The organism is Methanobrevibacter sp. V14 (genome assembly GCF_963082475.1).
Classification (GTDB): domain Archaea; phylum Methanobacteriota; class Methanobacteria; order Methanobacteriales; family Methanobacteriaceae; genus Methanocatella.
The window spans coordinates 71,926-86,153 of the sequence record NZ_CAUJAM010000008.1; the positions used below are offsets into that span (position 1 = coordinate 71,926).

Sequence of the window (14,228 nt, forward strand, 5' to 3'; positions counted from 1 at the left end):
TAAATTATATTAACAATGAATATTAAATAGTTATTTAGTGAAAATAGTGAGTTGATAAGAAAATGCATCCAAGACCAAGTCCAATTGCGGCTTCTCTTTATACCCTAAGAGATATGAATGTCGATGTTATTATTATGCATGGGCCAAATGGTTGTTGTTTTAGAACTGGAAGACTATTGGAAAGTGATGGAGTAAGAGTTCTAACAACTGCAATGGCCGAAAACGATTTTATTTTAGGCGCTGGTGAAAAACTGGAAGAAACTTTAATTAAGGCTTATGACATGTTTGAACCTAAATTAATGGGGGTTGTTGGAACATGTGCAAGCATGATTATTGGAGAAGACTTAAAAGAAGCAATAGCTAATGCTGATTTGCCTTGTACAGTTATCCCTGTCGAATCTCATGGAGGATCAGGTGAAGGGGATAATACTATTGGAGCTATTATGGTTTTAGAATCAGCTGTTGAATGTGGAGTAATCCCTCGTGAAGAAGCTGACAGGCAAATTGAAATGCTTGAAAAAGCAACGGAAGTAGAAAAAACTCGTGGAATGGCTCAAGGCAGATATATCAAACCAAACTTTGGAGATTCTAAAGAACGTGTTGCAAAAGTCGTTGTTCAAGCCATTAAAGAGGGCAAAAATGTAGCTTTTGTTCACAATGCCAAAAAAGAGACTGCATATTTATTTGCAGATATTATTAATTTTGATTACACGGAAATTAATCAAGATAATAAACCTATTGTTGTTGCCAATTTAGATGAAAATATAGGTTTAGAACGAATCAGAGGTCATGCAAGGAATATCAAAGAAGAATTGCCAATGGATATTGACTTTATTACTGGAGGATTAGATGAATATCCTGTAACTGCAGATGTTGCAGCCAAATATTTAAAAGATAAAGATTTAGATTTAATTGTTGTATTTGGTGTTCCTCATGCATTTCCAATCGAAGAATTTGACATTGAATCAGTAGCTGTAACCGATGGGCCACGTTTAGTAGAACCTTTAAAGGATTTAGGTTATACTCATGTTGTTGCAGAACTTGATGCACATTCAAAAACACTTGGAACTGATAAAATCGTATTTTCTGACTTTGGCGAAATGATTAGGTCAACTAGCGGATGGTTAAAAGAATGATAACAATAATTGATTATAAAAGTGGAAATTTAAAAAGTATTTCCAATGGATTTAGAAAAATTGGTGCTGATTATCAAATCACTGATGATAAAGAAATTATTGCAGATAGCGATTACTTGGTACTGCCTGGTGTTGGAGCATTTGGTAGTGCGATGGAGAATTTAAAACCATTTGAAGATGTAATAAATGAACATGTAAATGATAACAAGCCATTTCTTGGAATTTGTCTGGGTCAACAAGTATTAATGGGGTCAAGTGAGGAATCTCCAGAAATTAAAGGTTTAAACTTGTTTAAAGGACATGTGGAATTGTTGTCCGGGAATGTAAAAATACCTCATATGGGGTGGAATCAACTAAAAGTAGTCAATGATTCTCCAATTTTAGAAGGCATTGACAAAGAATTCTTTTATTTTGTTCACTCATATCATGTAGTTCCTGATGATGATGAAATAATTGCCGGAGTATGTGATTACGGTGGAGAAATTGTAGCAAGTTTATCTCAAAACAATTTATTTTCAACACAATTCCATCCGGAAAAAAGCGGAAAAGCAGGATTAAAGATTATTAAAAACTTCACTAATTTGGAGATATAATTAATGGATATTGAAGGATTTGTAAGGGCAAGAATTGAGGATTATTCATATGATGATTTAGCTGAAATTCTCTCCTTACGTATTAGAGAGTATAAAAACATTTCACAAGATAATTCAGTGGAAATGGCAAAAGCTGTAATTGATGAGGTTTCAACAACTTTAAAATTACAAGAAAGTGATGACGAATTTTTAAAAGAAATAGTTAATGTTAATAAATCCGAGGTTTTGATGGGTGAAATGGGGGTAGGTTCCCGTGGAGCCGGAGACTTTTTTGTTCACAGAAAAATAGCAGAAATTGTAGCTTCAACTAACACTACATCATTAGTTAACCCTTCAGAACAAGATGATGGGGGTGTTGTTAAATCATCTGTTAGTGATGATGAAGTTTATATTACAACAGCTGTTGATGGGATACATTCAAGATTAAGTGAATACCCGTTTTTAGGCGGTTTTCATGTTACAAGAGCAACACTTCGTGACGTTTGTGTAATGGGAGCAGACCCGGTAGCTATTCTAAGTGATGTCCATCTAGCGGATGATGGAGACGTTGCTAAAATATTTGACTTTATGGCAGGTGTTGCAACGGTGTCTGAACTAGTTGACGTTCCAATAGTTGCTGGAAGTACATTGCGTGTTGGTGGGGACATGGTTTTAGGCGATAGGTTTGTTTCAGCTGCTGGTAGTGTTGGTGTTTCGCCTTATCCTCCAACTGCAAGAAAAGGGGCAACTGAAGGAGATGTAATTCTTTTAACTGAAGGGTCTGGCGGCGGAACAATAACAACTACCGCATTATACAATGGATTTTTCGATGTGGTGTGGGATACAATGAATGTTAACTTTGTTCAAGCGTCACATGCATTATTCGAAGCTGATTTGGTCAAAGACATTCATGCAATGACTGATGTAACTAATGGGGGATTGCGTGGAGATGCTCATGAAATATCAAACACTACAGGTGTTGGATTGGAGTTTTACGAAAAAGAAATTCGTGATATGGTGGCTCCTAATGTATTGAACATGCTTGAAACTTTAAATATTGATCCATTAGGGGTTTCAACAGATTCATTGATGTTAATTGCACCTCCTGAAATTTCAAATGATGTTAAAAAAGCTGTTAGCAAATACGATGTTGCTATATCTGAAATTGGGCAAGTTAATAACTCTGGCGAACCGATTTTAGTCAAAGAAGATGGTTCTAGTGATAAGTTAGTTCCATTATTTAGGGAAGCAGCATATACAAAAATTAAAAAATTGGTTGGGGATACTACTCCTGAAGACTTTGAACTTATGAAGCAAAAGGTTCAAAAAGCTTCAGATGAAGCTATCGCCAAAAAAGATAAAGTCATTGAATACATTAAAGGAAATTAAATAATTCCCTCCCTATTTTTTTCTGAAGTGCGACTAGGCACAAAATCGCACTTGGCAATTTTTTATAAATTTAAAATCCCAATTATTTAGCATGTTAGATATTAAAGGGTCATTTTACATTATTGATGCACTTCTTGCAGTATTTTTACTTTTAATCGTATTTTTAGTAGTCAACACAGCAATAACCATGCCAACATATGATTATTCTTATGAAAGCAGAGACATAAGGATTGCTCAAGATGTTATGGAGTCATTAAGTGGAAAAATAGATTTTACAGACCAAACATTCATTGGTAAAATTTCAACTATTTTAAAAGATGAGGATAATTCAAAAGAAAGTATTAAAGAAGTTTCTAAAATGTCTAGGGATAAATTAAATTCATATAATCTTAAAAATTATAAGTTATGTGAGAATAATGTTTTGGATGGGAAAATTCTGGCTTCTCGAGGGAATTTTAAAAAAGCTGCCGACGTTGATGTAGCAACAAGAAATTATGGGGATTATTCTTACACGTTATCTGTGTGGGAAAATTAATTTGAGGAGTTGACACAATCATTTCATGTTCAATAATAACATCAAATAATAAAAAACATTTAAATTTAAAGTTTGAATTTTAAAAATATATAAATTAATATTAATTAGACAAAAATCTAATTTTATGGTTGTGCTACATCGTCAATCTGGAATAAAAAAATTAAAAATAAAAAAGAAGAATAACCTTAAGTTTCTAGGAATGAAATTATTTCATAAACATTAAATACTATAAAAACCTTACATTTATATGTTATCTTATTTTGTTTAGCCCTGGTGGTGTAGTTTGGATAACACATGGGACTGCGGATCCCATTCCCCGGGTTCAAATCCCGGCCAGGGCATTATAATTCCGTGATTATTATGTTAAATGCTGATACTTATGTTACTCCTCAAAAAGGAATTGGGGGAACTATTAGAAATAGATATGAAGATTTTTATGTAGAGGAAATTCCAGAAATTGTTCCGTCTGGCGAAGGTCCAAATATTTATATCTGGATTGAGAAATTAGGAAGAACTACATTAGATATTGCCCTAGATATTTCAAGAGACTTACATATCTCAAGAAAAAGATTGGGATTCGCCGGAATGAAAGATAAAAAAGCTTTAACCCGTCAATGGATTTGTATTGCAAATATGGATTCGGAAGAACAAATGAAACAAGTTCAAAATTTAGATATTTACAAAACTGATTTTTTAAAAGTTGTTCGTGGTCGTAAAAAACTCAGAATGGGGCAGCTTAAAGGAAATAAATTCAAAATCTTAATTAAAGATTTAGATGATATAGAGAAATCCGCAGGGATTGCTAATGATGTCCTAAATGAGTTACAAACTACCGGCGTTCCTAATTACTTTGGCTGGCAGAGATTCGGGAAACCTAGAACAAATACTCATTTGGTTGGTGAAGCTTTAATCGAAAATGACTTAAAAAAGGCTGTAGACAGATATATTGGCGGACCATCTGAAGAGGAACATGAAGAAAATCAAATGGCAAGACAAGCTTATGATGATGGAAACCTTGAAGAATCTCTAAATTTAATGGGTAAGGGAATGAGATATGAAAAAATGATGATTCGTGAGTTAATTAAAGATTCTAAAAAAGGCGAATTAACTGATAAATCATATAAAAATGCTTTACATGCACTCCCGAAACCTTTACAAAGAATGTTTGTACATGCTTATCAATCTTATTTATTTAATGAAGCTGTAAGTAATCGTGTAGCTATGGGAATTGATAAATACATTGAAGGAGATATTGTCATTGACAGAGAAGAACACATTGTCTATGATAAAAGTCCTGAGGAGTATCAGAAACTCATTGATAATTTTGAAGCAAATCCGACCTGTCCATTATATGGTACTAAAGTTCCATACGCAGGGGGAGTAGTTGGAGAGATGGAAAGAAATGTATTGAAAGGTTATAATCTTACTAAAGAAGATTTTGAAGTTCCAAAAATGCCGCGTTTAGGAAGTCAGGGTCTTAGAAGATTCATGAGATTCCAAGTTTGGGATGCTGGTGCAACACCAACAGATGATGGTGTTTTGTGCGAATTTTCAATCAATAAAGGTTCATATGCTACTGCAGTTTTAAGAGAAATTATGAAAGTTGAGGTAATCTAGGTGAAATAATGGTAATTTGTCCAGATTGTGGAAAAGAAGTTCCAAAAAATAAATTTTGCAAAAATTGTGGAGCTTACATTTCAAATATTGATGAACCAGTTAAAATAGAATCTAAACCTATTGTGGAAGGCAATGCTTTAAATGCTGAAAATCAAGATAAATCCGCATCCTGTTTTAATTGTGGTCATGAGTTGTCCTGTGATTTTCATTTTTGTCCAAATTGTGGTCAGGATTTAACATCTCAAAAAATTAACTCTAAAAAGGATGTCGGTGATAAAAACACACTTTTAGCTGTTATTTTAAGTGTTTTCATACCGGGATTAGGTCAAATTTATTTAGGGCTTGATAATAAGGGAGCAATATTTTTAATAGCTTATATTGTATCGGTATTCTTGATTTTATGTTTAATAGGTATTTTATTTGTAATTATTATTTGGGTTTGGGCATTAATTGACACTATAATATCAATCAATGCTTTAAATCGTGGTGAAGAGGTTGTAGATAGACTATTTTGAGTGATTTTATGATTAAATGTAGAAATATATCAAAAGGAAAAGGAAAAGGCAAATTAATTGTTTCATCAGAGCCGATTAGTTTTTTAGGAGGAGTAAATCCTGAAAATGGTGAGATAATCGATCCAAATCATGAATTGAAAGGAAAAATCATTAAAGATAAGGTATTATTTATTCCAGGCGGAAAAGGTTCTACTGTTGGATCTTATGTAATTTTTCAAATGATGAAAAACAATACGGCTCCTAAAGCAATTATTTGCTTAAATGCAGAACCAATAATAGCAACTGGCGCCATAATGTCTGATATCCCAATGGTTGACTCTCCATCTGATGTTAGAAATTTAACAACAGGAACATTAGTGGAAGTTGATGGGGATAATGGAACGATAGAGATATTATAGTGAAATTATGCAAACCCTAATTGAAAATGTAAATATTGTAAATCCATTTGAAGAGATTAAAACAAATCAAAGTATTTTAATCGAAGATAAAATAATTAAAGAAATCTCATCAAGTAAAATAAAAGCAGATGGAAAAGTTATTGATGGAGAAGATAATTATTTGCTCTCAGGATTTATTGATTGCCATGCTCATATTTTTGCAAAGGGTTTTCACAAGCAAGAAAATATGGCAAATCCATTAGGAATTCATTTTTACAATGCAGTACCTCATTCTTTGCAAACAATTAATGCAGGCGTTACAACAATTAGAGATTGCGGATCTGCTGATTTAAGTTTTAAATTAGCTCAAAAACAAAAATTATTCATAGCTCCAAAAGTACATTTGTCAATAACTCCATTAGTCATAACTGGGGGACATTTTGATTTATTCCTGCCTTCTGGTTGGGATATGGAAATAAGGTATCCTGGTTTTCCTAAAGGGAGATGCGATGGTGTTGAAGAAGTCTTAAAAAAGACTCGTGAAGTTAAAAGGGCAGGTGCTGATTTTATTAAAGTAATGGCAAGTGGAGGAGTATTGACGGCAAATACTTCACCGGAATTTGCTGAATTTAACAAAAGTGAGTTAAAAACAATAGCATGTGAAGCTAAATCCACCAACATGAAAGTTTCAGCTCATTGCCATAGTTTAAAAGGCATTAATAATTGTATAGATGCAGGATTTAGCTCAATTGAACATGGAACATTCATTGATAGAAAAACTTCTAAAAGAATGGTTGAAAAAAATGTCAGTCTTGTTCCGACATTGCTTGTTCATAATTTCTTATATAAAAACGGTTTTCCAGTATGGGACAGATATGCGAATGAAAAATCATCTAAACTAAAAGAGATAGTTAAAGTTCACAAAGAAAACATATCGCTTGCCTATGGGGAAGGGGTTAATATATTAATGGGAACTGACAGTGGTGTTATTCCTCATGGACATAATTTAGAGGAATTAGTTCATTTAACTGATATTGGAATGAGTGAAGATGAAGCAATAGCTAGTGGCACAGTCAGATCTGCTGAATTTTTAGGATTTGACAACTTGGGATTAGTTAAAGAAAATTATGCTGCAGATTTAATTTTAGTTAATTCAAATCCTTTAGAGGACATTAGCGTTTTAAGTAATAATGATAATATTTTGAGAGTTATTCAGGATGGTTTGGAAGTTAAAAATTGATGCTGGTTGCAATCAATATCCATATTGTATCAGTATGATTGTTTCAATACTTTGCAGTTGAAGTTGGTAGTGCAGGGAAATATGTAAAGTATGCGTAATTGCACGTAAATCTTATTATTAATGCTTCATTTTTGACTAGCTGATTTATATTTAATTTTACTCTTTTTTAATCTAACAGTTTTTTTTTATCTGGCACTGTTGCAGGTTTTGTTTAACCTAAACTTTTATAATGGTTAAAAGCAATATTATGTTTTATATAATAGAAACGGTTGTGATGGAATGGTAAAACATAAACGTATGGATTTGCCAATTGAAGGAATGCACTGTGCTTCATGCGTTTTAAGTGTTAATAAAACTTTTGGAAAAATTGATGGTGTAGAAGAAGTTGATGCGGATTTGTCAGCTAATAAACTACATATTACAATAGACACTAAAAAAATTTCTTATGAAGACATGGAAAGGTTGGTTAAAAACCTTGGCTTTGAACTTCATACAGATGAAATGACTATAAGAATCCAAGGTATGCATTGTGCGTCATGTACAATGAATGTTGAGAATTACCTAATAAGGTTAGATGGTATTTTTGATGTTAAAGCTGATTTGACTTCACAAACAGCAAAAATACGTTATGACTCTTCTAAAGTAACATTAGATGAAATTGAAGAGGTGATTGTTTCTTTAGGCTTTGAACTTTTAGGTGTTGAAGGTCAAACAGAAATTGATGAAGAAGCTATATACCAGCAAGATTTAAAAGAGAAAATGAATAGAATCATTGTTGGTTTGATATTTTCCGTAATTTTAATGATTTTAATGTTTAGTGGATGGGATCCTTTAATGGGTTTGACCCATAACATTCATGAAGCTACTGGAATTCACATATCCTCTATGGGATTGTTATCATTGATTGTAAGTATAGGACCATTTTTCTACATTTCCTTACCGATCCTCAAAGCAGGAATCAACGGTTTAATGCATAAAAACTTGAATATGGATGTAATGTATTCCATGGGTATTTTAGTTGCATATGTATCAAGTATTTTTGGAACTTTTGGTATTGTTTTAGACCACACTTTCATGTTTTATGATTCAGCTGTAATGCTTCCTTCATTCTTAATGATTGGAAGATATCTTGAAGCTAGAGCTAAAAAACGTACCTCTGATTCAATTCGTGAATTAATTGGTCTTCAACCAACTGTTGCAACATCAATTGAATTAGATGAAAATGGCGAGATTGCCTCTCAAAAAGAAGTTTCCATTGTTGATATTGTAATTGATGATTTACTTTTAGTAAAACCCGGTGACAAAATACCTGTAGATGGGGATGTTGTTGGTGGGGGATCTTATGTTGATGAATCAATGATTAATGGTGAACCAATTCCTAAAGTCAAAAAAGACGGTGAAGAGGTCTTTGCCGGAACTATTAATCAGGATGGTGTTTTGCATATTAAAGCTAAAAAAATTGGTAAAGAAACAGTTTTATCAAATATTATCCGTTTAGTTGAAAAGGCACAATCCTCAAGGCCTCCAGTTCAAAAATTCGCAAATACAATTGTATCATACTTCATTCCGGTTATTTTATCAATAGCTATTATGGTATTCGCAATATGGTATTTTGTGTTGGGAGGAACTTTATTGTTCTCACTTACATGTTTGATATCCATTCTGGTAGTTGCATGTCCGTGTGCATTAGGGCTAGCTACTCCAACAGCGGTTACAGTAGGTGTTGGAAGAGCCGCGGAATATGGTATCTTAATTAAAAATGGGGATACCTTGGAAAACGCAGGTCAAATTGATGTAGCTGCTTTTGATAAAACTGGAACAATTACTGAAGGTAAACCGGAAGTAGATGATGTTATGGCATATGATGGGTCTGAGGATGATTTGATTAAACTTGCAGCAAGTATTGAGCAAAATTCAACTCACCCAATTGCTAAAGCTATTGTAAATAAATCAAAAGAGCTAGATTTGGAACTTTATCCAATCACCGGTTTTGAAAATGTTGCAGGTAAAGGCCTCAAAGCCGAATTAAATGGGGAAATGGTTCTTGCAGGTAATATGGCTTTAATGGATGATTATGATGTTGAAATTTCAGATGAGCTTGTTGATAAATATCATGAGCTTGAAAGTTTAAGTAAAACTATTATCTTTTTAGCTAGGGATAAATCTGTAAAAGGCCTTTTAAGTTTGTCTGACAAAATCAAAGCTAATTCTAAAAAAACAATTGATGAATTGCATAACATGGGTGTTAAGACATATATGCTTACAGGGGATAATGAATCTACTGCTTTAAATGTTGCTAGGGAAGTTGGAATTGATAATATTGAGGCAGGTGTTCTTCCAGAAGATAAGTTAGACATTGTTAAAAAGACTCAGGCGAATAACACTAAGAAAGTTTTATTTGTTGGAGATGGTATTAATGATGCACCGGCGCTTACACAAGCTGATATTGGTGTTGCCATGGGTAATGGTACTGATATAGCTATGGAAAGTGGAGATATTGTCATAATGGAAGGGGACTTAGAAAATGTTGTTGCAGCTGTGCAATTCTCTAAAAAAGTAATGCGCAGAATTAAGGAAAACATTTTCTGGGCATTTGCATATAATTCACTTTTAATCCCAATTGCAGCGGGAGTTTTATATCCGGCATTCGGAATAACATTCGAACCTGCTCTTGCAGGTCTTGCAATGGCAATGAGTTCTGTAACAGTCATATCTCTTTCACTGATGCTTAAGAGATATGTTCCTGAAATAAAAAGAAGTAAAAATTAATTGATTTTAATCAATTAATTCTATTTTTAATTTTCCTAGTTTTGGGGATAAATAGTTGTAGAATATTGCAATGAGATAAGCTTCAACAAATCCGCCAATAAAACCAATCAGGACAATACCGATGGAGTTGGTGATTGGTGTTCCACTTATAGCCATTATTATTGCAAAAAGCAAATTCAAAACACCGCTAATAATTGCAAATACAATAGCTAATTTTAAACCATCAACTGATTCAATAGCAGTATAATCATTTTCCTTAACTAAATTCAAAACAATTCCTCTGCCTCTGCCTGATAAATAATTGTAGATTAGGGTTCCAAGTAAAACAAATACAAAAGTTATAATCAAAGTACCAAAAATTAAAATTGCAATTATTGTCGGTTGGCTGATTACAAGCAATAATTTATAAACCTGATATGCTAGGATTTGCTGACCTGAATACATTAAAGTTTGCATCATTGTGCTTAAAAACAAAGGCAGGATTAAAACTGAAACTAAATAAAATAAAATCGCTTCTATTGTTGCAATAATTGAAAGCATCATTGCAGTTTCAGTTGTAGAAATTTTAACAATTTCTTTATCATCTTTAATTTCTATAAAGATTGTTTTAAATCTTTTAGCGAGGAGATTGTATAATAAACCTTCACAGAAGGTATTGTATATTGTAAACATAAATGTTCCAACGATAATTGTTGGAATTAAGTAGATTGCAACACTTGCACCTTTTGGTGCAGTCAAACTTATTACAATTGCTATGATTATAGCAATAATTATTGAAAATACAACTGAGATTCCTGTTGTTATTGTAGTAAAGGAAGCCAGTTCAATTGAACGTAATTCTTTTGCATTTGTCATTTAAAACCACCTTTCAGATTTTTTAAGTAATTCATCGATAATTGTTGGAATAGATCCAATGTATGTGTGAGGATCCATTATTTTTTCAACATCATCTTCTGTTAGATATTTTTGAACTTCGATGTCTTTTAAGATTAACTCTCCAAGTAATAATTTTTCTTTATTTGCTTTAATAGCGTTTTTCCTAACAATTCCATATGCGGTTTGTTTTCCCATTCCTGCACGTGTTAGCTCAGCCATTAATCTTTCAGCCATGATTAAACCGTTAGTCAAGTTTAAGTTTCTTTCAATGTTTTCATCATAGAATACTAAATTATTCATTAATTTGATAGTTAAGTTTAGGATGTAATCGGTTAAAATACAGCTTTCCGGAAACATTATTCTTTCACAAGATGAATTGGTCAAGTCTCTTTCATGCCAAAGTGGATTATTGTCAAGAGCTGCATTAACATAGGATTTTACAATTCTTGCAACACCACAAATCCGTTCAGCAGTAATAGGATTCATTTTATGCGGCATGGTACTGCTTCCAACCTGTTTTTCAGGGTCAAAGTATTCTCCGACTTCCATAAGTTCAGTTCGCTGCAAGCTTCTGATTTCAAGTGCAATTTTATCTAATGTACTTGCAATGTTAGCTAAAACACTTATGAACTCAACATGGTTGTCCCTTTGTACAACCTGGTTTGTAATTGTAGCTGCAGGTAATCCTAAAATTTCTGCAACTGTTTTATGGATTTCCCAACCTTGCTCGCCTAAAGCTGCAGTTGTACCAACCGCCCCATCCATCATTCCAATACAAACATTTGATTTTGCATTTTCTAATCTTACATATTGCCTGTGCAATTCATCTGCCCAAATACCAAATTTCATACCATATGTAGTTGGAAGCGCATGTTGGCCGTGTGTACGGCCAATGCACACCTTCATTTTGTTTTCACTAGTAAGTTTGAGCATTATTTTAGTTAATCTTTCTAATTTATCTTCTAACACATTAATAGAGTCACGAATAAGTAATGAATTTGAACTGTCTACAATATCGTTAGATGTAGCTCCAAAGTGCACATATTCTCCTGCACCATTTTCACATACTTCAGTAATTGATTTTGATAATGCAGCAATGTCATGATTGGTTTCAGCTTCAATTTCTTTCATTCTTTCTAATTTAACATAATCAATATTGGCTTTTTTTGCAATTTCATCAGCAACTTCTTGGGGAATAATCCCTAGTTTTCCTTCAGCAAGTGCTAGTGCAGCTTCTACATCTAGCATTCTTTGTAATTTATTTTCTTCTTCCCAAATACTTTTCATTTCAGGAGTACCATACCTAAATTCTATTGGGTGTATAGCCATTTTTTATCAACTCACAAAATTATTATTTAATAATATTAGTTTAGTTGTTTAAAGTTTTATATTTTAGCAAACATTTATATTATTTTGTATAAAAATATATTATTGTCCTTAGGTTTTATGATAGGTGGTAACTTGGAAACAAAAATAAGGCAGTTCCGCCAAGAAAAAGGTATGACTCAACAAGAGTTAGCTAATCTGGCTGATGTAACTCGTCAAACTATCAATGCTTTAGAAAATGCTCGCTATAATCCTTCATTAGTATTGGCATATAAAATTACTAAAATTTTGGGTAAAAATGCAATCGAAGATGTATTTATACTTGATGATGCATTTTAAGTGTTAAGTACTTTCGGAGGATATAGGTAACTGGTTAATTTTTCAGATTTGTGTATATAATTTTTTTTAAACAAATTTTCTTTTTGATTATATGTCTTTATTTAATGATAAACTTAAAAAAATCACTTTAGAAGAAGTATTGTCTTTAATTGTTGGATTATACGTAATTCACTATTTTATTATTAAGTTTAACATAGTTAATATAGATGCAATATGGATTTATGTATTTGTAATTTTTTACTTTGTTTTCAAACTAAGAAATGAAATTCCATCACTCGGAGAGGATATTTCACAACTGTTCAAACTGAATTTACTCAAAACAATTTTTTTAGTAGTTATTTTAAACATATTTTTATCATATGGAATGTTGTATTTAGCCGATTTTATTTTAAATATTTTCACAGTTAATTTTAGCATGGCATCCTATTCAATATTGTCCAGTAGTTTACTAACTATTGTTGTAGTTGCACCAATTTCTGAAGAGTTAATATTTAGGGGAGTTTTTCTAAATAGGTTAAAATTATTTATTCCTTTAATGTTTTCTGTATTAGTTTCCTCAGTATTTTTTGCATCGCTTCATAGCTTCGGATCTATTTTTTCGGCATTTATTTTTGCTATTTGCGTATCTATTTTGTACTTAAAAACTGATAATATTGTTGTTCCGATATTTGCTCATTTTTTAAATAATTTATTTGCCGAGATTATTATTGTTCTGGATTCAAGTAATGTTTTATTCAATAACACTTTAGTTATTATTGTAATGTCTATTTTAGCTGTTATTTCATTTGCATTAATTGTCATGTCAATAATTCCCGAATTGAAAAATATTAATAATAAGGACTTATAAAACCTCATATCATGGATTTGCGAAAAATTGGAATTGTGTTGATTTTCGCCGGAATAGTTGTCACTATAGTCTTTATTGACATTCAGCAAATATTTGTCCCGGCTTTAACAATAACTATTTTGGGTTTTTTTATTACTCTTGTAGGTTTCATTAGTGAAGTCAAAAAAAGAAAGACAATCAATGATAGGTTAGATGAGGATATTGGGAATGTTCTCCAACATTTAATCACAAAATACTCAAATTTGAATAAGCAGTATAAGGCAGAATTTGAAGGTGAAAGCTATAATCAAAAACGATTAGAGTTAAATAGAGATTTAGAATGTGAAATAAGAGAAAAACTACCTTATTTGGAAAGTAGAGAAATTAAAAAGATTGTTATTCAGTTCAGTCAAGAACAAGACAAGATGTAATTTCCATGACCGTAATGTCTCATGAAATTTCTCTTATAATGTATTTAAGGTTTTTGTCATGTTGGATGAATGAAAAAATTAAACAAAGACTTGAAACTTTAGACGGCACAATATCTTTAGGAGATTTAAAAAACGAAGTTTCCTTAATGAGTATAGCTAATGAATTTCCATAATTGAGGTCAAAAGGCCATCACCTTCAAATGGATGGATTGTTGAACATGATGGGGATGAAACAAGATGTATCCTTGCAGTTGGTGCTGAAATCATATGTTGAAATAAT

Annotated in this window: 14 protein-coding genes and 1 tRNA gene; 13 read left to right on the forward strand and 2 right to left on the reverse strand. The window is 32.3% G+C overall.

Features of this window, described 5'->3' with window-relative positions; genetic code table 11:
- Positions 1-62: 62 nt before the first annotated feature.
- The 10 genes from cfbD to Q9968_RS06225 all read left to right on the forward strand — a co-directional run bounded on the left by cfbD (position 63) and on the right by Q9968_RS06225 (position 10,150).
- On the forward strand, positions 63-1,136 hold the full coding sequence (gene cfbD, locus Q9968_RS06180; protein ID WP_305514541.1) for a Ni-sirohydrochlorin a,c-diamide reductive cyclase catalytic subunit: 1,074 nt from the start codon (positions 63-65) through the stop codon (positions 1,134-1,136).
- Complete coding sequence (gene hisH / locus Q9968_RS06185) at positions 1,133-1,729, forward strand: imidazole glycerol phosphate synthase subunit HisH (protein WP_305514542.1); 597 nt, start codon at positions 1,133-1,135, stop codon at positions 1,727-1,729. The genes cfbD and hisH overlap by 4 nt, the downstream gene beginning before the upstream one ends.
- A gap of 3 nt (positions 1,730-1,732) precedes the next feature.
- Positions 1,733-3,097 (forward strand): AIR synthase-related protein, encoded by a 1,365-nt coding sequence (locus tag Q9968_RS06190; protein ID WP_305514544.1) that lies wholly within the window; start codon positions 1,733-1,735, stop codon positions 3,095-3,097.
- A 91-nt stretch (positions 3,098-3,188) separates the two neighbouring features.
- A complete protein-coding gene (locus tag Q9968_RS06195) occupies positions 3,189-3,632 on the forward strand; it encodes a hypothetical protein (RefSeq protein WP_305514546.1) in 444 nt (147 codons plus the stop codon).
- Between the two features lie 267 nt (positions 3,633-3,899).
- Positions 3,900-3,973 (forward strand) — tRNA-Arg (locus Q9968_RS06200).
- A gap of 19 nt (positions 3,974-3,992) precedes the next feature.
- A complete protein-coding gene (truD, locus tag Q9968_RS06205; RefSeq protein WP_305514548.1) occupies positions 3,993-5,249 on the forward strand; it encodes a tRNA pseudouridine(13) synthase TruD in 1,257 nt (418 codons plus the stop codon).
- An 8-nt stretch (positions 5,250-5,257) separates the two neighbouring features.
- A complete protein-coding gene (locus tag Q9968_RS06210; protein ID WP_305514550.1) occupies positions 5,258-5,764 on the forward strand; it encodes a zinc ribbon domain-containing protein in 507 nt (168 codons plus the stop codon).
- Between the two features lie 8 nt (positions 5,765-5,772).
- Entirely contained in the window at positions 5,773-6,162 is a 390-nt protein-coding gene (locus Q9968_RS06215; protein ID WP_305514552.1) for a DUF126 domain-containing protein, read from the forward strand.
- Positions 6,163-6,169: 7 nt separating this feature from the next.
- Complete coding sequence (locus Q9968_RS06220) at positions 6,170-7,381, forward strand: amidohydrolase family protein (protein WP_305514553.1); 1,212 nt, start codon at positions 6,170-6,172, stop codon at positions 7,379-7,381.
- A 279-nt stretch (positions 7,382-7,660) separates the two neighbouring features.
- Complete coding sequence (locus tag Q9968_RS06225) at positions 7,661-10,150, forward strand: heavy metal translocating P-type ATPase (RefSeq protein ID WP_305514555.1); 2,490 nt, start codon at positions 7,661-7,663, stop codon at positions 10,148-10,150.
- Between the two features lie 6 nt (positions 10,151-10,156).
- Here Q9968_RS06225 and Q9968_RS06230 read toward each other — a convergent pair whose 3' ends face one another.
- Both Q9968_RS06230 and purB read right to left on the reverse strand, forming a co-directional pair.
- On the reverse strand, positions 10,157-11,005 hold the full coding sequence (locus tag Q9968_RS06230) for a hypothetical protein (protein WP_305514557.1): 849 nt from the start codon (positions 11,003-11,005) through the stop codon (positions 10,157-10,159).
- On the reverse strand, positions 11,006-12,355 hold the full coding sequence (gene purB / locus Q9968_RS06235) for an adenylosuccinate lyase (protein ID WP_305514558.1): 1,350 nt from the start codon (positions 12,353-12,355) through the stop codon (positions 11,006-11,008). It abuts the gene before it with no gap.
- Positions 12,356-12,487: 132 nt separating this feature from the next.
- On the opposite strand from purB, the gene Q9968_RS06240 reads away from it, so the two are divergent.
- The 3 genes from Q9968_RS06240 to Q9968_RS06250 all read left to right on the forward strand — a co-directional run bounded on the left by Q9968_RS06240 (position 12,488) and on the right by Q9968_RS06250 (position 13,948).
- Positions 12,488-12,691, forward strand: a complete 204-nt coding sequence (locus tag Q9968_RS06240) for a helix-turn-helix transcriptional regulator (RefSeq protein ID WP_305514560.1) — start codon at positions 12,488-12,490, stop codon at positions 12,689-12,691.
- A 91-nt stretch (positions 12,692-12,782) separates the two neighbouring features.
- Positions 12,783-13,538: a CPBP family intramembrane glutamic endopeptidase gene (locus Q9968_RS06245; protein ID WP_305514562.1), complete on the forward strand. Its 756-nt coding sequence runs from the start codon at positions 12,783-12,785 to the stop codon at positions 13,536-13,538.
- Between the two features lie 11 nt (positions 13,539-13,549).
- Entirely contained in the window at positions 13,550-13,948 is a 399-nt protein-coding gene (locus Q9968_RS06250; protein ID WP_305514564.1) for a hypothetical protein, read from the forward strand.
- The last annotated feature ends 280 nt before the right edge of the window (positions 13,949-14,228 follow it).